The following is a 20,073-nucleotide window of genomic DNA, read 5'->3' on the forward strand; positions in this document are numbered from 1 at the left end:
TTATGAAGCCATTAGCCGTTGGACCTTGTTCAATGACTCATTGTTACAATGCATCTTCTTTTATTTTTAACGACAGATGGATGGCAAGACGCCTGAGGGAACAGGACAAGCCGAAGACTACAGGCTGAGGCTGTCCCCTCGGAAAGGAAGCCATCCATACAAGTAATCCAACATCAAAAACGCTCTAAGACAGTTTCATTAAAAACAATCTTAGAGCGTTTGAATTGAGGAAATAACCCCAGCCTCATCTCTTCTATCATATCATCATAGACCCTACAACGGCCATTGTACAATCAATAATCAATGTGCTGACAGATGATCTAAAGCCATATTTAACGCCAACACATTCACATAGTCATCATACATCGTTCCTTTATGTGCTTGCTTAGTAATTAATTGATCAATTTGTTGTGGTGAGAGATTTCGTTGTTTTGCAATACGTGCCACCTGTTGTTTTGCATTATCCACCGTAATATCGGGATCTAAACCTGATCCAGATTCTGTCACTGCATCAATCGGTGTATGGTGGCCATCGTCTTGTTTTAAATCTTCCACTCTCTTTTTAAGTTCAGGATTGCCATTTGAATAGTTATCACTACCAGAAGCCACCCCTTTTTCTTTCAATGTCGCTTTATCCATATTATATTTGACAGCACTCGTTCTTCCGTGAAAATATTGCGGTTCATTCCACTGCTGTCCAATGAGATTCGAACCTACTACCTTACCATTCTGTGTCACAAGACTTCCGTTAGCTTGGTGGTGAAACAACGTCTGTCCAACTGCCGTTACAGCCAATGGAAAGAGGACACCACACAAAACCATTGTCATTACAACGAGTCCTATGCTACTTCTTATCGCTTTCATATACACCCTCCTATATCCACCATTGAACAATGAGATCGATGAGTTTAATTCCAATAAACGGAACAATCATACCACCCAATCCATAGACCAACATATTTTTCATGAGGATGGTCTCGGTTGAAGCACCTTTAATGCGCACACCTTTCATCGCAATTGGAATTAGTAATGCAATAATCAGTGCATTAAATATTAACGCTGAAACAATTGCAGATTCAGGAGAATGCAAACGCATAATATTTAAAATACTCATTTCCGGTACAGTGACCATCATCATTGCAGGTAAAATCGCAAAATACTTCGCGATATCATTCGCAATACTAAATGTTGTCAACGCACCTCTCGTCATCAATAATTGTTTACCGATTTTAACAACTTCCATCAGTTTCGTTGGATTTGAATCCAAATCAATTAAATTTGCTGCTTCTTTTGCACTTAATGTACCTGAGTTCATAGCTAATCCAACGTTGGCTTGTGCTAATGCGGGCGCGTCGTTTGTTCCGTCTCCTGTCATTGCGACGATATGCCCTTTTTCTTGTTCTTCTTTAATGACTTTTATTTTATCTTCTGGTTTACATTCTGCGATAAAACGATCCACACCCGCTTCTTTCGCAATAGTCGCGGCAGTTAATTCGTTATCACCTGTACACATAACTGTTTCGATGCCCATTTGACGTAACTCTTGAAAACGTTCGATCAACCCTTCTTTAATGACATCTTTTAAGTAAATGACGCCTAAAATTGTTTGATCTTCAACGACGATTAAAGGTGTTCCGCCTTTACTAGAGACTTCAGTAACCAGCGATTCAATATTAGAAGGTACCATGCCACCTTTTTGTTTAACATATTTAATCATACTATTAGGCGCCCCTTTAAAGACTGTGCGATCTCCTATGATAATACCGCTCATACGTGTTTCTGCTTTAAATGGTTGGTAGTCACCTTTGACTTCGTCCGGTAATTGAACCGATGAAGCTTGCGCCAAAGCAACAATACTTTTACCTTCAGGTGTATCATCATAAACAGAAGTTTCATAAGCTGCGACGAGCAATCTGTCATACCATTCTTCATGCACGGGCATCAATGATTCCGCTAAACGGTTACCATAAGTAATTGTGCCGGTTTTATCCAAAATTAATACGTCTACGTCTCCGCATGTTTCTACAGAGCGTCCACTTTTAGCTAAAATATTAAATTGTGTAACGCGGTCCATCCCAGCAATACCAATAGCTGAAAGTAATCCCCCAATCGTTGTCGGTATTAAACATACTGTTAATGCGATCAACGTTGCAATGGGCACATTCAGTTTTAAGTACTGTGCAATAGGATAAAATGTTAAGATAACAACTAAAAAGATAATCGTTAAAGTAATAAGTAAGGTGAAAAGTGCAATTTCATTCGGCGTTTTTTTACGTTGTGCACCTTCGACTAAGGCAATCATTTTATCTAAAAACGTAGCCCCTTCCTCACTATCAACTTCAATAACGAGCCAATCCGATGTTACCGTTGTGCCACCAATAACACCTGAAAAATCACCACCTGATTCTTTAATCACTGGTGCTGATTCCCCTGTAATTGCAGATTCATCAACCGTTGCAATCCCTTCAATAATCGTTCCGTCTGATGGGATAGTTTCCCCGGCTTTAACAAGGATACGATCTCCACGTTTTAACGCAGAACCATCAATCGTTTCATATTTTTCATCGCCTATAATTCGACGTGCAACCATATTTGATTTTGTTTCACGAAGACTATTCGCCTGTGCTTTACCTCGTCCTTCAGCAATGGCTTCTGAAAAATTAGAGAATAGAATCGTCAATAATAAAATCACAAAAATTGTAAATAAATAAAGCCGTGACATCGCATCATCTGTAAAAATTTGTGGGACGATCGTCATAATTAATGTTAAAACCATCCCTACTTCTACAACAAACATAATTGGATTTTTAATGAGATATGCAGGGTTTAATTTTATAAAACTCTCTTTGACGGCTTGTTTGACTATCGCGCCATTCAAGACATGAGATGATTGATTCATTCAACATATCCTCCTTTATTTTAATGATAAAAATTCTCCAATAGGTCCAAGTAATAACACTGGTAAAAATGTCAAACCACTCAATAAAATAATAAAAATTGTGAGTGATACACCAAAGAAAGGTTTGTCGATAGCCACGGTCTGATCATCTTTTTGATATGCTTTTTTATTAACTAAGCTTGAAGCAATCATAATTTGTAAAATGATAGGTATATAACGCGCAATCAACATGACGATACCGGTTGAGACGTTCCAGAACGTCGTATCATCTGCGAGTCCTTCAAACCCAGAACCATTATTGGCTGATGATGATGTCATTTCGTAAAGCGCTTGTGAGATACCATGAAATGAAGGATTCGTTAATGCGTCACTCGCACCAGGAATAATAAAAGCGAATGCGGTCGCAACTAAAATCAATATCGGATGAATTAAAAATGTCAATGCGATGAGCTTCATTTCTCGTCCTTCTATTTTCATTCCTAAATAGTTTGGTGTTTTCCCTACCATCAAACTACAAATAAATACTGTTAATAAGACGAAAATCAACATATTCATTAATCCAACACCTTCACCACCGAAAATAGCATTAAGCATCATTAATATTAAAGGTACAAAACCACCAAACGGTGTAAGCGTATCATGCATATTATTAACTGTACCTGTCGTAAATGCTGTTGTAATCGTCGTGAAGAGCGCTGAAAGCCCTGGGCCAAATCTCACTTCTTTTCCTTCCATATTCGGTCCAACCACACCTAAATGCGACAACACAACGTTACCTTTGTACTCTGAAATAATGGCAATCGTGAAGAAAACTAAAAAAAATAGCAACATTGTTCCAAATATGACATAAGCGTGCGCATGAATTTGTTTACCACTTTTTGTCAACATTCTTCCAAATAGGAAGACAAGCGCACCAGGAATCAACATCATACTCAACATTTCAATATAGTTCGACCATACAGTCGGATTTTCAAATGGTGTTGATGAGTTGGCGCCTAAAAAGCCGCCACCGTTTGTACCGATATGTTTAATGGACTCTAATGATGCGATAGGACCATATGCGATTTGTTGAATTTTTCCCGTGATCGTATGCAACGTTAGGTTACCTTTTAAATTTTGTGGTGTGCCTTGACTCGTCAAAAGAATACTCACAAGAAATGATAGCGGTATTAAAACGCGAACGATAAACCGTACAACATCTTGATAAAAGTTGCCAATGACATCTGTCATCCCCGTTAGTCGACGCAACATCGCAATACAAACCGCATAACCTGAAGCACTAGACGTAAACATCAAATAAGTGATGACAATCATCTGTGTTAAATAAGTGAGTCCAGATTCTCCAGCGTAATGCTGTAAGTTCGTATTCGTTAAGAATGAAGCGACCGTATTAAACGCCAATGAAACCGATTGATTTAAACTATGATTCGGATTTAAAAAGAGCCATTGTTGAATCAGTAACAATAGGAATGACACGATTCCCATTAGTCCATTAAATAGTAGAAAATGTTTCAGATATGTCTTACCCGACATGTGCTCTAACTTTGTGCCTAACACTTTGTAAATCCCTTCTTCCACACCTAAAAACACCTTATCTGCCGGTGTAGGGATTAATAATGCAACACTATATAAGTATCGACTTAATAAAAATGCGCATAAAAGAAAGATGATTAAAAAGATAACGACTTCCATGTTTTCCCTCCATCAATAATCGAATTTAAAACTTTTCACTGTAAATTAAGGCGTATACTAAATAGCCAATTAATACGATGACAATGAGACCCAATACGATAATCATCTCTTGACCTCCTCCTTATTGCAGGAATTATTATATAAAAATTTTTATAAGGGGATTATTAATATTTGTACCGTTTTATTAAGAAGTTATTAAGATAAAGAAAAACGTATTTTTTTATAGAAAATATAAGATTTGAAGTTTATGATGAATTAAAAGAGGTGAAAAATATGGAGCGTAATCCAACGATAAAAAGAGGGTCCCTGACAATATACCTTGGTTATTCTCCGGGTGTGGGTAAAACTTATGAAATGTTATCTAATGCTATAGATTCATATCAAGAAGGCGCTGATATTAAAATTGGTTACATAGAGCCACATCAACGTAAAGAAACCCATGCGCTAGCTGAAAAACTACCCGTCATACAAACTAAATCTAAAAATCATGGGAGTCATACATTCCAGTATTTAGATGTTGATCAAATCATTGATGATGCGCCTGATATCATTCTTATAGATGAATTAGCGCACACGAATATTTCAAAAGAGCGTCATGAAAAAAGATATATGGACATTGAAGAAATTCTTTCCCACGGAATTGATGTACATACCACGTTAAATATTCAACATATCGAAAGTTTGAGCGAGCAAGTATCATTAATGACAGGTGTCAAAGTTAAAGAACGGGTGCCAGATCAATTTATTATGTCGAGTGATGCCATAGAAGTGATTGATATTTCACCTAAACAGCTCATCAATCGTCTTAAAGCAGGAAAAGTATATAAAAAAGAACGACTCGATACGGCATTTACTCATTTTTTCACTTACGAGAACCTTTCAGAACTAAGGGAATTAACACTCAGAACAGCCGCAGATATTATGAGCCAAAAAGAGCACCTCTATAAGAAAAATATTGATATTACACCTCATATTGCCGTCGCAATTAGTGGGAGCATCAGCAATGAGACAGTTATTCGAGAAGCGCGGCGTATCGCCAATCGTGAACATGCTCAATTTACAGCTGTTTATATTGACGTTTTTGATCATGAAGGCAGACACTACGCTAATGAAAGTCAAGTCCATCAAAATTTAATGCTTGCACAATCATTAGGGGCATCCGTAAAAGTGATTTATGATAATCAAATTGCATCGGGTCTCGACGACTGGTGCAAATCCCAAAAAGTCACTAAACTTGTTATTGGACAACATATTAGTGACAGATGGAACGATATTTTCAAACGCCCGCTGATTGACCAATTACTGGATTTAAAGCATCATTATAAAATTGAAATCGTGCCAATAAAGCATATTCAAATGAAAGCGAAGCATGAACGACACAGTCAAAAGGTAGAGCAGAAACGTTGGGCCGTGGATATTTTTAAAATGATCACCATTCAAGCCATATGTGTCCTTTTGGGCCTATGGGTTTATAACGCAGATAAAGGGGAACAAGATACCATTATTCTCCTATTATTTTTATTAGGGATTATTGTTTTAAGTATGTGGACACAGTCGCACCTCATCGGTTTTTTCGCAGCGATTTTAAACGTATTTGTCTTTAATTTCTTTTTTACCGTGCCAAGATTTACTTTCGAAGTTTATCGTTTTGATTACCCTATTACATTCACCATTAGTATTATCGTCAGCATCGTGACAAGTGGACTATTAAAACAAATTAAGCATCAGTACATCGTAACGAAACATCAACTCTATCGTACAGATATCCTGTTACAATTTAATGATTCAATTAAACAAACGCATACCATTCCTGATTTATTAGTTAATGCAAGACATCAAATCCAACATCTTTTAAATCAAGAAGTTACGATTTACTTAGTTGAAGATGAAAAGATTTCAAAAACGATTCCTATCGAGGGTCCGCATGCCGACTATTCACGACATCAGCAAGCATTGAGTTGGATTATCAAAAACCAAAAACGTGCTGGTGCCACGACGGATACTTTTCCAGGGATTCAATATTTATTAATTCCAATAGGCACAAATCCTGTCAAAGCGATTGTGTCTATACATTTTTCAGAAACACAAGTCATTGATTCCTATGATAATTCTATTTTAGAGTCTATGCTTAATGAAATTTCACTTGCGGTAGAAAACTTGAGCTTATTACGTCAAACCCGTGAATCGATGTTGCGTGCTGAGCGAGAAATGACACGTTCAAACTTTCTACGTTCGATCTCTCATGATATCCGAACACCTTTAACATCAATTATCGGTAATTTAGATGTATTATTACTTTACGGCAAAGAGATGTCTCAACAAGAACAACATCAGTTGGTTTCACGCTCTTTCGATGAAGCTCAATATTTACACATGTTAGTTTCAAATATTTTGTCACTTACGAAACTCGAACATTCAAATGTGAAATTAAATCGTCAACTTTATCTCATTGAAGAATTAGTTGAAGAAATAGAATCAGTATTAGAGCGTAGAAGATTAAATCATCAAGTTAAGGTCATGGCATTTCATGATATTTGTTTTGTTAATATTGATAGCAAACTCATTTTACAAGCCATTTTCAATTTGATAGAAAATGCTTTAAAACATACACCTCCTGAAACTAAAATCACGCTAGTCATCAGTAAAAATGAACAGCAGATTTTGTTTGAGGTCATTGATCATGGTCCTGGCTTGACTGATGAAGAGCAACATACAATTTTCCAACCTTTTCATAAACATCAACTTTTCAAAGATAATAAAAAAGACAGTATGGGGCTCGGTCTTTATCTTGTTCAGTCTATTTTAGAGAAACATGACAGTCAGTTAAAATATCGACAAAACGAGCCACATGGTAGTATATTTTATTTCAACCTACCTTATGAATATTAAAAAAATTAAGGAGGAAGTGCAGTGAATGTTAAAATACTCGTTGTAGAAGATGATGATGCGATTACACACTTACTCGACGTCTCATTAACCCTTGATTATTATGAAGTGCTCACTGCGACTAATGGCAAAGACGCTAATTTTCAAATTCGTTCAAAAGCACCCGATATTATTTTGTTGGATTTAGGATTGCCCGATATGGATGGTTTGGACCTCATTAAAATGATACGTCAAACTTTTGATATCCCTATTATTGTGATTAGTGCACGATTAGATGAACAAACGATTGTTGAGGCATTGGATAACGGCGCGAACGATTACATGACAAAGCCTTTTAATGTTGATGAATTACGCGCACGCATTAGAGTCGTACAACGGTTGAAAAATATGCAAGATCATAAAGATATCGTCTTCGAAAATGGGCCTTTAGTCGTGTCTTATCAGTCTAAAACAGCATGTATTAATAACGAGACGTTAAGTTTAACCCCTAATGAGTTTGCTTTATTAGAATTATTATGCCGTCACGTAGGAAAAGTACTCACGTACGATACGATACTCAAATCTATTTATGGTTATGTGAATAAATCAGAGATGCCGAGCCTACGAGTCCATATGACATCATTGCGCAACAAGCTTAACCAAGCGCATCCTTCATCTAAACAACTCATTATTACCCGTCCTCGTATCGGTTATCAAATGCAATATTGGCATTGATTTCAACTTAAATCATCAAAAAGCCGGCGCCAAAACTAAGAAATAACAACTTAGTTTTGGCGCCGGCTTCATTCAATTTTTTGCGACGATTTTATAAAAATTTAGTTAGGAATGCAAACACAAATTGCAATGGTAAGCGAATCACATGCTCTTTCACTGTCTTACGTTCACTGTCTGCATATGAAATTTTCTTTCTTGCAGCGTAAATGTTTGCTGGAAAGACGAGCCATAAAAAGCCACTTACAATTTTTCTTACACGATTTCTGTTTTTGCCTAATAAAATGTAGGCAGAAAGTACAAATTCTGCGATACCTGAGTATTTCACAATTGCTTCTTTAAAAGGCAAATAAGATGGGACAATTCTTAAAAACATTTCTTTGTTTTTAAAATGGGCTTGTCCACTTCGGAAAAACATAGTGCTAAATAATAATTTTGCGATAAGTTGTTTCATATTTTCTCCTTTGCTGACTTTAAAGTTTGTGTTTAGTTTCAATTATTCTTCAGATACTTGCACGACTTGCTTACCAAAGTTATCACCTGAGAATAATTTTCTAAAAGCTGTAGGCAATTGATTAAAACCGTTATCAATTGTTACTTCTGATTTTATTTTACCCTCAGAGACCCATTTTGCAAGTTGTTCGCTTGCTTCTTTAAAATGATCAGAAAATTGAGCTACCACAAAGCCTTGCATCAATGCTTGGCTTTTCACTAAAGTTTCTTGAATTCTTGGTCCCAGTTCAGCCTCTGTATTATTATATGTTGAGATGGCGCCACACACCGGGACACGCGCAAACTGATTGAGATGTTTGAATACTTCATCTGATAGTGCGCCGCCCACATTTTCGTAATAAACATCAATACCGTCTGGAACAGCTTGTTCAAGTTTCTCTGCAAAGTCATCACGTTTATAGTCAACTGCAACATCGAAGCCAAGTGTATCTGTTAAATATGATGTTTTCTCGTCGCCACCCGCAATACCAACAACTCTAGCGCCTTTAATTTTAGCGATTTGTCCTACAACAGAACCTACAGCACCAGAAGCTGCTGATACAACGACGGTTTCACCTTGTTTTGGTTTTCCAATTTCTAATAAACCTGTATAAGCCGTCATACCAGGCATGCCGAGAACACTTAAATACAAATACAATGGAACTTCTTTTGAAGGAATCGGATCTACTTTTTGTGCATCTACGGTAATGATTTTTTGCCAAGGTAAGACACCTGTAACATAATCACCTACATTAAAATTATCCGCTTCAGATTTAATAACCTTCGCCACGATATGGCCGTGAATAGGCGCATCAATTTCATAAGGTTTAACATAACTTTTCGAATCATTCATTCTGCCACGCATGTACGGATCAACTGAAATATAAACTGCTTCTAGTTGAACTTCACCTTGCTTTGGCTCAACAGTTTCTATCTCTTCATATCTAAAAGTATCATCTTTTGGTACACCTTTAGGTCTTTTTGCTAAAACAATTTGTTCATTTTGCATAATTAGCCTCCGTTCTTAATAGATTGAGATACATCTCGTCGTATTGAATTCAACAACTTGAGATGCTCGCTTTTAAAAACGATATGATGCCCTATCAATCGCGTGACGTGAACCATTATTATAGGCTCACATTCGCTTTATTTTTCTTCTAGAAATTTTGCAACTGCATCTGAAAGTGATGCATCACCATTAATGATTTGGAACTCTTTACCGTGAAGCGCATCATTAACAACCACTTCTGCTAATACTTCAGCAACGTCTTCTCTTGTGATTTTAATAGGACCTTTACCTCTTACATTAGAAGCAATAATAAATTTTGATGTCCCTTTGCCATTTGTTAAACCCCCTGGATGTACAATTGTATATTTAAGGTTCGTACGACGTAAATAGTCGTCAGCATAATGTTTTGCAATCGTATATGGTTTTAAGTCTCCTGATTCATCAAATGCTTCTCTACGTGAATCAAACGTAGATACCATAATGAAATGCTTAACGCCAGCTTGCTCACTCGCTTTAATCGCTTTAACTGCCCCGTCTAAATCAACAATGATTGTTTTATCATCGCCAGTATTAGGCCCTGAGCCGACTGAAAAAAGAACTTGATCAAAATTTTTAAATGTTTCACTCAATTCATCTATAGATTGATTTTCAACATCTACATAAATCGCTGAGACATTATCATTTTTTAATGCATCAACTTGCGATTCTTTTCTTACACCTGCAGTAAATTCAACGTTTTGCGCTTTCAGTTTATTGACGAGATGTTTACCTACGCCACCATTTGCACCAATAATTAATTGAGACAATGTCATTCACTCCTTTATTTTTTTAATAACGCTAATGCTTTTTCAGCTACAGCATGGCCTGATTGTGGGTTTTGACCTGTAATAATACGACCATCTACGACCGCAAATGGGTGCCAATCTGCATCTTTTTTAAATTTTGCCCCTTTACTTACAAACTCATCTTCTAATAAGTAAGGGATACTTTGAGTTGTCCCATTTGCTTCTTCTTCACTATTTGTAAAACCTGTCACTTCTTTACCATTCACTAAGAAGCCATTTTCAAATGGAATGTCTAACAGGCCAACTGCCCCGTGACATACAGAAGAAACGATTCCGTTATTTTCATAGATTTTAACCGCAATGTTATTGATTGCTTCATTATTTCTTAAATCCCAAATTACACCGTGACCACCCGCAAAATAAATAATACTGTAATCTTCCGGGTTTACTTCATCTGGAGATAATGTATGGCCAAAGTTCTTCATATAGTTATCATCCGTATAGTATGCCCAATCATCATCAGACATCATATCTGGTGTAAGACTTACAGGATCAAGTGGTACATAGCCACCTTTTGGACTCATGTAATCTACTTCGTAACCCGCATCGTAAAAGTCTTTCGCAAAATGCGTTACTTCAGAAAACCAAGCACCTGTTGCTCTTTTTAAATTTTCATATTTAGATACATTTGTCATTACAATTAAAGCTTTTTTCATTGTATTTCCTCCTATGAAATGATTATATATAATAAGATAACAGTTAAACCTTACTTTAAGAGAAGGGATATGCTCACATTGGAAAAATATTATATCGATTATGTTGCAGAAATATGTAATATATCCAAAAGTAGATTAAGATTTTATGAAAAAAAAGAGATTCTAAAATTTATAGAAAGAGATTCGAATAATAAACGATTATATTCAAAAGATGATATTGAAATGATTAAGTTTATCAAATGCTTAAGTACGTTAAATATGACTTTGAAAGAAATTAAGAAAAATACCAATATGCTCTATGAAAAGAAAACAGACGTTAAAACAATTTTAACGTTACATTTAGAGGTCCTTAATACAAAGAAAGCATCGCTAACGAAACAAATTAATATTCTCGAAAAGGAACTCAAACAAATATAAGCCTTATTCTTTCATTAATATGTGCAACTTAACATCGATTAATAAATAAGTTGAACTTAAACATTCTTTTTCCCACTAGATACGCTGTTTCATTATATATCGCAGTCTATATTCTTGTTTTCAATCTCGCTTGAAAACCGCAAAATATTGTTATACTCTTAACATGTAAGTGCAATTAAAGTAATCAGCATATCCAATAAAAAACATAGCTATAACACCTACGATTAAATTACTTTTTATTTTAAATAGTCCGTATCTGTTCGTTTCTAAACCTTTAAACAATTCATATTTGCACGCTCTAATTAAGCTTATTAGTACTGAAACTTTCCATATCATCGTCATTGATGCAGTTACACTTTTATGTAACAAATGCAACATCAGCATTGTGGTGGGGAAATGCATTGTGAACGCAATGATGATTTTAAAATCATTAAGTGTATCAAAATAGTTGCTACGCATCAACTTTATGTGAGACGGCGCGCCCCTTACATATTAATATGATGTCATTTTTTGTTATCGCTTACATTATGTGTGGGTTAATGTGCTATTTAATGAAATAGGATGAGAGCGCAGCGCTTATTTATTGAAACTCGCTTATTAGCCCCAAATTTTAATATCACGAATATATCTTGCTTACTGAAAGGACGAAATTATGCAATTTTTAAATTTAACCGAACAAGAATTTGATTCATTTACTCAAGAGAATTTTTCGCATTACACGCAAAGTAAAGATCTCTTCGAATATAGAGATAATAAAAGCCAAGACGTTCATATTGTCGGGGTTAAAAACGATAAGGGTAAAGTAATTGCAGGTTGTTTATTTACAGAAGCTCGTGTTATGAAATTCTTTAAATACTTTTACTCACATAGAGGACCAGTGATGGATTTTCATAACACTGAGTTAGTAACATTTTTCTTTGAAAATCTCACACAATATTTAAAAAAACAAAAATGCTTATTTACATTAGTTGATCCTTATATGGTCATCAACGAATATAATGCAGATGGTGAAATCATTGCGTCGCATCATTATGAAACATTTAAAACAACGCTTGAAGGGCTTGGCTATAAACATCAAGGCTATTCGATTGGCTATCATCCATTGAGCCAAATTAGATGGCTGTCAGTCCTTGATTTAAAAGATAAAACAGAAGCAGACTTATTAAAAGCAATGCAATACCAAACACGTAGAAATATTAAAAAGACCGAAGAAATGCATGTACAAGTTGAAGAATTAAGTATTGATGAAACAGAACGCTTCTTCAAACTTTTTAAAATGGCTGAAGAAAAACATGGATTTTCATTTAGAGATTTAGACTATTTTAAAGAAATGCAAAAAATCTATAAAAATTCTGCTTTAAAAATTGCGACCATTAATTTGAAAGATTATTTGAGCACATTAACAACGCAACAACAGTCCATCACAGAAACGTTGACTTTAGCAGAAGAAAAATTAGAAGAAAACCCTAATTCTAAAAAACAGAAATCAAAAGTCCAAGATTTACGTCAACGACTTCAAAGCTCAAATAAAAAAATTGAAAGAATTCAATCGCTCATCGAAAGTGATGGTGAAGTGCTTGATTTAGCCGCTGCTTTATACATCTATAACAATCATGAAATGTACTATTTATCTAGCGGATCCAATCCGAAATATAATGAATTTATGGGTGCTTATAAATTACAATGGGAAACGATTAAATTTAGCCTAGATCATCATATTGATCGTTACAATTTTTATGGCGTAACAGGCGATTTTTCAAAAGATGCTGAAGACTACGGTGTTCAACAATTTAAAAAAGGATTTAATGCACACGTTGAAGAATATATCGGTGATTTCGTTAAGCCTATTAAGAAAAACTGGTATTTCATTTACAAATTACTCAATCGAGATCGTTAATTAATAGCCTTCCGTTTTATGACGGTTCCCTCACCTTTTTTACCGTCAATTCGTATCTGTCTTCCGTTTAAGGCATGGAAATGACTACTCGGATTGCACAAAGCTTACAACAGCCCCTGTGCAATCCAGCTAGCCACTGCATTTTATCATTATGCCCTTATCATCCATCTAATTGCCCACCTCCTTACTCATTAATTACCACCCACATTTCTTCATAAGGTGTTCATCTTTATTAACAGGTAAATGAGGTATCGTTATATTAAAATCATCTTACAAAACAAAATTTTCTGTCCGTTAAAATGAATGCAACAATTCGAGCACTACAATGTTTAAAGCCATCCGTCAAATTAAATAAAATTTTCCACAACATTACAAATTCGTAACATGTGCCCTATATGATTTATTCTTTGTTATCATGGGTAGTGTATTCATAACAAATTAGAACACTCATAAATGATAGAGATTAAAAATCTAAGTGTCACTAAGGAGGAAATACATTGAAAAAATTCGCATTTGCATTTACGATGGCATCTGGCACAGCTGCATTATTAACGCATCAAGATGCTGAAGCTTCAACGCAACATACAGTTCAATCTGGAGAGTCATTATGGTCAATCGCACAACAATACGGCACATCTGTTGATCAAATTAAACAAGCGAATCAGTTAGACAATAACATGGTATTCCCTGGTCAAGTCCTCTCAATCGGTGGAGGTAGCGGTGCTGGCGGTGCTGCAACAGCACAATCATCCAATAATGGTTCACACGTTGTACAAGCAGGCGAATCTTTAAATGTTATTGCCGCACAATATGGTGTCAGCGTCCAAGATTTGATGCGTGCAAATGGCTTAAATAGTTATTTAATCCATCCACAACAAACTTTAAAAATCCCTGGTGGAGCTGGTGGTTCTGGTGGTGCACAAGCGCCTCAAATCGGGGGCTCAAATGGTTCATCAACAGGTAACGGAGGCTATACATCTCCTACATTTAATCATCAAAATTTATACGACTGGGGTCAATGTACATGGCACGTTTTCAACCGTCGTGCTGAAACAGGCCAACCCATCAGTACATATTGGTGGAATGCCGATCATTGGGCTAGCAATGCAGCAACTGATGGTTACAGAGTAGATCACAATCCTACTGTTGGTTCTATTTTACAAAACTTTGAAGGTCCAGTCGGTCACGTAGCCTATGTTGAACGTACAAATCCAGATGGTAGCATTCTTATTTCAGAAATGAATTACAATACGCCTCCAGGTGTTGTTGATTATCGTACAATTCCTGCTTCAGTTGCATCTCAATATAATTATATTCACTAATTCATTTTGAAGCATATGTCATTAAAAAAGCCATTAGAAGCTTTTCACTTCTAATGGCTTTTTTATTGTTTCAAATCATCAATTTTTATAGCGTGCTGTAATAATACAGCGCATACTTGTCCTTTTACTCTTACCATTGCATTGCACACTCTTCTTATAATAGACAGAGTCGCTTAGGCTATAGATGCTTCTCTATTATAAGAATAAGTTTAAAATCAAATAAAAAACTGCAGCAATAACAGCTGAAATTGGCAATGTAATGACCCAAGTCACAATCATACGTTTCGCTGTGTTCCAATGCACACCTTTAATCCGATTTGAAGAACCTACCCCTAAGATAGATGAAGAAACGACATGTGTTGTTGATAATGGAAAGTGAAGTGATGATGCGACAAATATTGTCAATGCTGAAGCTAAATCAGCTGACGCACCATTTGCTGGACGAATTTTCATAATGTTACCGCCCACTGTTTTAATAATCTTCCAGCCCCCAATGGCTGTTCCTAATCCCATTGCCGTTGCACAAGAGACCTTAACCCATAATGCAGGCTCAACACTTGTTTGTAAATTCGCGACAATTAACGCTAATGTAATAATCCCCATTGATTTCTGGGCATCGTTTGTACCGTGAGAAAAAGATTGTAAAGACGCTGTGAATATTTGAAAGATACGAAAATTACGATTGGTTTTTGTTAAATTCGCATTTCTAAAAATCGTTTTGACAATCGTATAAATAATAAAACCAACGATAAATGCAATCACGGGTGATAACAGTAACACTAACACAATTTTCGTAAAGCCTTGATAGTGTAACACATTAAAAGAACCCGCAGAAGCAATTGCCGCACCTGCAATTGCACCGATTAACGCGTGTGAAGATGAGCTCGGTATCCCATAATACCAAGTCACTAAATTCCATACAATAGCAGCCAAAATCGCTGCTAACACAACAACAAGCCCATTTTCTAATGTAAATGGATCGACTATTTCTTTTGTAATTGTTGAGGCTACACCCGTAAAAGTCAGTGCCCCGATAAAGTTCATAAATGCTGCCAACAAAATGGCTTGTCTCGGTGATAACGCACGCGTTGATACTGCCGTCGCAACTGCATTAGCTGTATCATGAAACCCGTTGATAAAATCAAATAATAACGAAAAGATAATGATAGCTACCGTAATAAGCAACAAAAACTCCATAAATAAGGACTCCCTTAGCTATTTTTCATTATGATTGTTTCAAAATTATTTGCAACAGCCTGACAGCGGTCGGCAATATTTTCTAAACTTTCATAGATGTCTTTAATTTTAATTAAAGTAACAGGGTCTGTTTCACTATTAAAAATATGTTTAATAGACTGACGTAAAATGCCATCACAATTTGTCTCATATTCTTTAATATTGATAGAGTGTACACGCATATGTGAAAGTTTTTTCTCTGTCATTAAACCAATGGCCAATTTCATCTCGCCAATTGCTTTTTGAATATTATCCACAAACTCAAGCATATACTCATCTGTATATTCAATCGAATACATTTCAAACATACCCGATGTTTCTTCCATTGCATCCAAGACATCATCAATCGCATTACACAATGACATAATATCTTCACGTTCGATTGGCGTAATGAATGTTTGGTTTAAATCTGTTATGACTTGGTGCATTAAGTCGTCACCATGTGATTCATACGTCTTGATATTATCAGCATAAGCTCGTAAGTCTAGGTGTGTATTGAAATCCATTTTACCGAACTCAATTGCTGCACGGTCTAAATTGAAAATCATATCCTCTAGGCGTTCCATGAACTTATCCTTTTTCTTCCTAATCATCTTAAAATCCTCCATTCAGCGATTACCCAATCACTTTTGTAAAAGTTTTATTACTTTAATTATAAGATAATGTTAAACCTTTGTTAACTCATAAGATGCTTGATAGGGGCATATCACCTTTTGATTTTCTTATTTCATTGTTGTTACATGCTTTCAACCTTTTTCACAATTCCTATTAGAAAATAGCATATATTTTAAAGCGCTACAATTAAATTTACAAAACCTTAACATTTTATTTTGTTAAGGTATTTTGCCCCTTAAAATTATCAACATATTTTATTAAATGTGTGTTTATTTTCGAAAATTCTGTGACTATTAAGGTATTATTAATCTCTAATGTAGGGTTATTATAAACTTTTTAAAGAATTTGAAAATATTTTTAAAGTTTAATTTAAAAGATTTACCCTATCAGTCACCTAAAAGTATGATAAGTTTTTGTTATCATTCAAATGATTTATTGTTATATTTATAAAATATGTATTCCTTTTAGAACTAAAAATATCTATCATCATATAATATCATAAAGCTGTGTGCTTATCTTTTTCAAATGTAACTGCCACGTTTTATATACCAAAAAGCACGATAGAAACCTTTATATTTCAAGATTTCTATCATGCCTTTAAAACAATTTAAAATAATGACATGTTTCATTACGTCATGATATCGGATTAAATTTTACTATTTTAAATCGAATATTTAATGCTACGTCGTGAATGCATGTAAGCGAGTAATGCAAAGATAAAGTAGATGATTGTATACACGCCCATCGCAATGAATACAGGTATGAAGTTCTTACCATTCATTAATTCATTAAAAGCTCTAGCAGCAAAACCCGCATGAAGCAAGCCGATAACTAAAGGTAAACCAAAGTTAAATAATACTTTAAATGCCAATCCCTTAAACATATCTTGGTGTGTGTAACCCATTTTACGTAAGATACGATAGTTTTGCATTTCATCCTCTGTCTCATCCATTTGTTTAATATAGATAATACACCCTGCTGCAATAAGAAATGCTATACCCAAGAAGCTACTTACAAATAATAACATCCCTGAAAATTGAAGTTGTTGTTCAAGTAGAGCCGATCTATTTTGCGGAATCTCTTGATTCAATTGGTGATTCCACTTTTCAGCTTTTTTTAAATTCTTCTTATCTTTCAAGTCAAAACCAACCTGCGTTGTAGGACCATTTTGTTTATCATTAAGTTGTGTTGATTGTAGCGCCTTAAAATCTTGTTGATTCACAACTGCAAGAGATTGACCTAATATAATTCGATTGGCAACATAAAACTGACTTGAGATTTCGGTAACTTTTAATTGAACGTGCTTCTTTTGATCCCCGAGACTTAACTGGATACCTTCTTTTAATCCAGAGATGTTGTTTGCTACTCCATAACCATTCACAAATACGACTTCACCTTTATTTACCTTTACATCATCAATTTCTGAAGCACTTATAACGGGTGTCACATCGAAATCCTTATTAACATCACTGCTTTCTGTTAAAATTGGTACATCTATCATGTGCAATGTTTTCTTTTGATAAGGTATATTATTTTCCTTTAATTTATCTTCGAACTGTTGCGCAGTTTTCATTTTCATATAGGTGAATTCATTTGGAGTCATCATGTCAACATTATTTTCGATATTGGCTTGACCTATCGTTGCAAATGATAAAACTGTTATCGTAATAGCAGATATTATACCAATAACAGTTAAAGAAAATGCATTTTTCTTCATTCTATGCATAATTGATGAGGTGAATACCACATCTGTAACATTGACATAGCCTCTTTTACTCCGCTTCAGCGTCTTGAAAATCAATGAAACAGAACTTCTGAAGAAAAGGTATGCCCCTAAAACCGTTGTAAATAAAATTGTAGGTACTAATATGATCAATAATCTTACATCTTTTAACATAATAACTGATAAGTAATAACCGACACCTATCATTAAAATACCGAGTACGCCTAACATAACATCTCTTTTGGTAATGTGTGCTTGCGGGGCTTCAGTTTGTTTAATATCATTCATCATTTGTATAATCGAACGTCGTTTTATAAAAAGAAAACTTTGCATCATAATTAATAAAAACGATAAAACCACAAGTATCAAAGTAATGAGTAATGCTTGAGGTTCGAATGCAATTTTGATTTCAATTGGTAGGTGTGCAACATTTTTAATAATTAATAACAATAAGCGAGAACCAAATAATCCAAGTATTACTCCCACAAATGTTGTAGAAATAAATATGACTGTTTGCTCTATACCAAGCATGCGCATTAAATCTTTACGCGACAGTCCTATCAATTGAAATAATGCAAAATCTTGTGTACGTCTCTTAATAAATAATCGATTCGCATAAAGCAAAAAGACGATGATGATTATAAAAAGAAATTTTTCTCCAATTCCTGCTGCTTTATTCAATAATTCTGCTGACTCTGAATGTGCAATATCATCTGTATATTTTAATGTCACAAAACTAAAATACAACGAGATACTGAGTAGCAAAGAAAACAAATATATCGCATAATGGCGCAAATTTTGGCGGAAATTTTTAAGTACAATGTGACTAAAACGCATGCTGTACACCACCTAACACACTCTGATTTTGAATGATTTCTTGGTAAAAGTGTGAAGCGGGTTTGTCCCCTTGATATAATTCTGTATGAATTTGACCATCTTTCAACATAATCACACGATGCGCATAACTTGCTGCTACCGGATCATGTGTCACCATCACAATTGTTGTTTTCATGTGACGATTAATCATATCTAATCGTTTCAATAAATCTTGTGCACTTTTAGAATCTAACGCCCCTGTAGGTTCATCTGCAAAAATAATCGCAGGTTTACTAATTAATGCACGTGCCGCTGCTGTTCTCTGTTTTTGACCGCCTGATATTTCATTTGGATATTTATGGCTTAAATCTGTGATTCCAAGTGCATCTGTCACTTCTTGATAGCGTTGCTCTGCTTCAGTCTTATTAATTTTTCCAATAGACAAAGGCAACATGATATTTTCACGTACAGTCAAAGTGTCTAAAACATTATAATCTTGAAAAATAAAACCGACATTTTGTTTTCTGAAGTGAGAGAGTTGTTTGTTCGACATACGCGTGATGTCTTGTTTGTTCACTTCAATCGTTCCTCTTGATACGTAATCAATTGAACTTAAAACATTTAATAATGTCGTCTTACCTGAACCAGAGGGCCCCATAATCGCTACAAAGGCGCCTTCTTCAACTTTGAAATTAATGTCTTTTAAAACTTCAAAGCTTTGTTTTTTATTCCCATATATTTTACTAACATGACTCACATTTAAAATGGACACGATTCCTCACTCCTTCATCAAATTTATAATGTTATTTTATAGTGAATACAATGATAAATCGTGCGTATCATGTGACAAAACGCAT

The 20,073-nt window shown here is 35.1% G+C and carries 17 protein-coding genes; 5 read left to right on the top strand and 12 right to left on the bottom strand.

Annotation, left to right across the window (positions count from 1 at the left end):
* Positions 1–300 precede the first annotated feature (300 nt).
* From kdpC to kdpF, 4 genes are read right to left on the bottom strand one after another with little or no spacing between them, the layout of a single operon-like run.
* Entirely contained in the window at positions 301–864 is a 564-nt protein-coding gene (kdpC, locus tag C1H58_RS01545) for a potassium-transporting ATPase subunit KdpC (RefSeq protein WP_050346006.1), read from the bottom strand.
* 10 nt (positions 865–874) lie between these two features.
* Positions 875–2,899 carry a potassium-transporting ATPase subunit KdpB gene (kdpB, locus tag C1H58_RS01550; protein WP_165545096.1) on the bottom strand — a complete coding sequence of 675 codons (2,025 nt, stop codon included), beginning with the start codon at positions 2,897–2,899 and terminating at the stop codon, positions 875–877.
* Positions 2,900–2,914: 15 nt separating this feature from the next.
* On the bottom strand, positions 2,915–4,591 hold the full coding sequence (gene kdpA, locus C1H58_RS01555; RefSeq protein WP_165545097.1) for a potassium-transporting ATPase subunit KdpA: 1,677 nt from the start codon (positions 4,589–4,591) through the stop codon (positions 2,915–2,917).
* A gap of 25 nt (positions 4,592–4,616) precedes the next feature.
* A complete protein-coding gene (gene kdpF / locus C1H58_RS12530; RefSeq protein WP_081635118.1) occupies positions 4,617–4,697 on the bottom strand; it encodes a K(+)-transporting ATPase subunit F in 81 nt (26 codons plus the stop codon).
* A gap of 167 nt (positions 4,698–4,864) precedes the next feature.
* Here kdpF and C1H58_RS01565 point away from each other — a divergent pair, with 167 nt between their 5' ends.
* Complete coding sequence (locus C1H58_RS01565) at positions 4,865–7,480, top strand: sensor histidine kinase (protein ID WP_165545098.1); 2,616 nt, start codon at positions 4,865–4,867, stop codon at positions 7,478–7,480.
* A gap of 21 nt (positions 7,481–7,501) precedes the next feature.
* Positions 7,502–8,191, top strand: coding sequence for a response regulator transcription factor (locus C1H58_RS01570; protein ID WP_050346010.1), 690 nt, complete (start codon positions 7,502–7,504; stop codon positions 8,189–8,191).
* A 91-nt stretch (positions 8,192–8,282) separates the two neighbouring features.
* Here the strand turns inward: C1H58_RS01570 and C1H58_RS01575 are convergent, their stop codons facing one another.
* From C1H58_RS01575 to C1H58_RS01590, 4 genes are all read right to left on the bottom strand, one after another.
* Positions 8,283–8,642: a DoxX family protein gene (locus tag C1H58_RS01575; protein ID WP_050331668.1), complete on the bottom strand. Its 360-nt coding sequence runs from the start codon at positions 8,640–8,642 to the stop codon at positions 8,283–8,285.
* A gap of 42 nt (positions 8,643–8,684) precedes the next feature.
* Complete coding sequence (locus C1H58_RS01580; protein ID WP_165545099.1) at positions 8,685–9,689, bottom strand: NADP-dependent oxidoreductase; 1,005 nt, start codon at positions 9,687–9,689, stop codon at positions 8,685–8,687.
* 137 nt (positions 9,690–9,826) lie between these two features.
* Positions 9,827–10,495, bottom strand: a complete 669-nt coding sequence (locus C1H58_RS01585) for an SDR family oxidoreductase (RefSeq protein WP_165545100.1) — start codon at positions 10,493–10,495, stop codon at positions 9,827–9,829.
* A 14-nt stretch (positions 10,496–10,509) separates the two neighbouring features.
* Positions 10,510–11,190, bottom strand: coding sequence for a type 1 glutamine amidotransferase domain-containing protein (locus C1H58_RS01590; RefSeq protein WP_050346013.1), 681 nt, complete (start codon positions 11,188–11,190; stop codon positions 10,510–10,512).
* Between the two features lie 78 nt (positions 11,191–11,268).
* On the opposite strand from C1H58_RS01590, the gene C1H58_RS01595 reads away from it, so the two are divergent.
* From C1H58_RS01595 to C1H58_RS01605, 3 genes are all read left to right on the top strand, one after another.
* Entirely contained in the window at positions 11,269–11,607 is a 339-nt protein-coding gene (locus C1H58_RS01595; RefSeq protein ID WP_037559186.1) for a helix-turn-helix domain-containing protein, read from the top strand.
* 652 nt (positions 11,608–12,259) lie between these two features.
* On the top strand, positions 12,260–13,504 hold the full coding sequence (locus tag C1H58_RS01600; RefSeq protein ID WP_165545101.1) for an aminoacyltransferase: 1,245 nt from the start codon (positions 12,260–12,262) through the stop codon (positions 13,502–13,504).
* 497 nt (positions 13,505–14,001) lie between these two features.
* The gene (locus tag C1H58_RS01605) at positions 14,002–14,826 is read left to right on the top strand and encodes a LysM peptidoglycan-binding domain-containing protein (protein ID WP_165545102.1); all 825 of its coding nucleotides are present in this window, start codon (positions 14,002–14,004) and stop codon (positions 14,824–14,826) included.
* A 195-nt stretch (positions 14,827–15,021) separates the two neighbouring features.
* Here the strand turns inward: C1H58_RS01605 and C1H58_RS01610 are convergent, their stop codons facing one another.
* The 4 genes from C1H58_RS01610 to C1H58_RS01625 form a co-directional block, all read right to left on the bottom strand.
* Positions 15,022–16,023, bottom strand: a complete 1,002-nt coding sequence (locus C1H58_RS01610; protein ID WP_050331674.1) for an inorganic phosphate transporter — start codon at positions 16,021–16,023, stop codon at positions 15,022–15,024.
* Positions 16,024–16,037: 14 nt separating this feature from the next.
* Entirely contained in the window at positions 16,038–16,655 is a 618-nt protein-coding gene (locus tag C1H58_RS01615; RefSeq protein WP_016424409.1) for a DUF47 domain-containing protein, read from the bottom strand.
* A gap of 683 nt (positions 16,656–17,338) precedes the next feature.
* Positions 17,339–19,237, bottom strand: coding sequence for an FtsX-like permease family protein (locus C1H58_RS01620; protein WP_165545103.1), 1,899 nt, complete (start codon positions 19,235–19,237; stop codon positions 17,339–17,341).
* Positions 19,227–19,988: an ABC transporter ATP-binding protein gene (locus tag C1H58_RS01625; RefSeq protein WP_050331676.1), complete on the bottom strand. Its 762-nt coding sequence runs from the start codon at positions 19,986–19,988 to the stop codon at positions 19,227–19,229. The genes C1H58_RS01620 and C1H58_RS01625 overlap by 11 nt, the downstream gene beginning before the upstream one ends.
* Positions 19,989–20,073: the final 85 nt, after the last annotated feature.

It is taken from the genome of Staphylococcus sp. 191 (assembly GCF_011174885.1).
Taxonomy (GTDB): domain Bacteria; phylum Bacillota; class Bacilli; order Staphylococcales; family Staphylococcaceae; genus Staphylococcus; species Staphylococcus coagulans.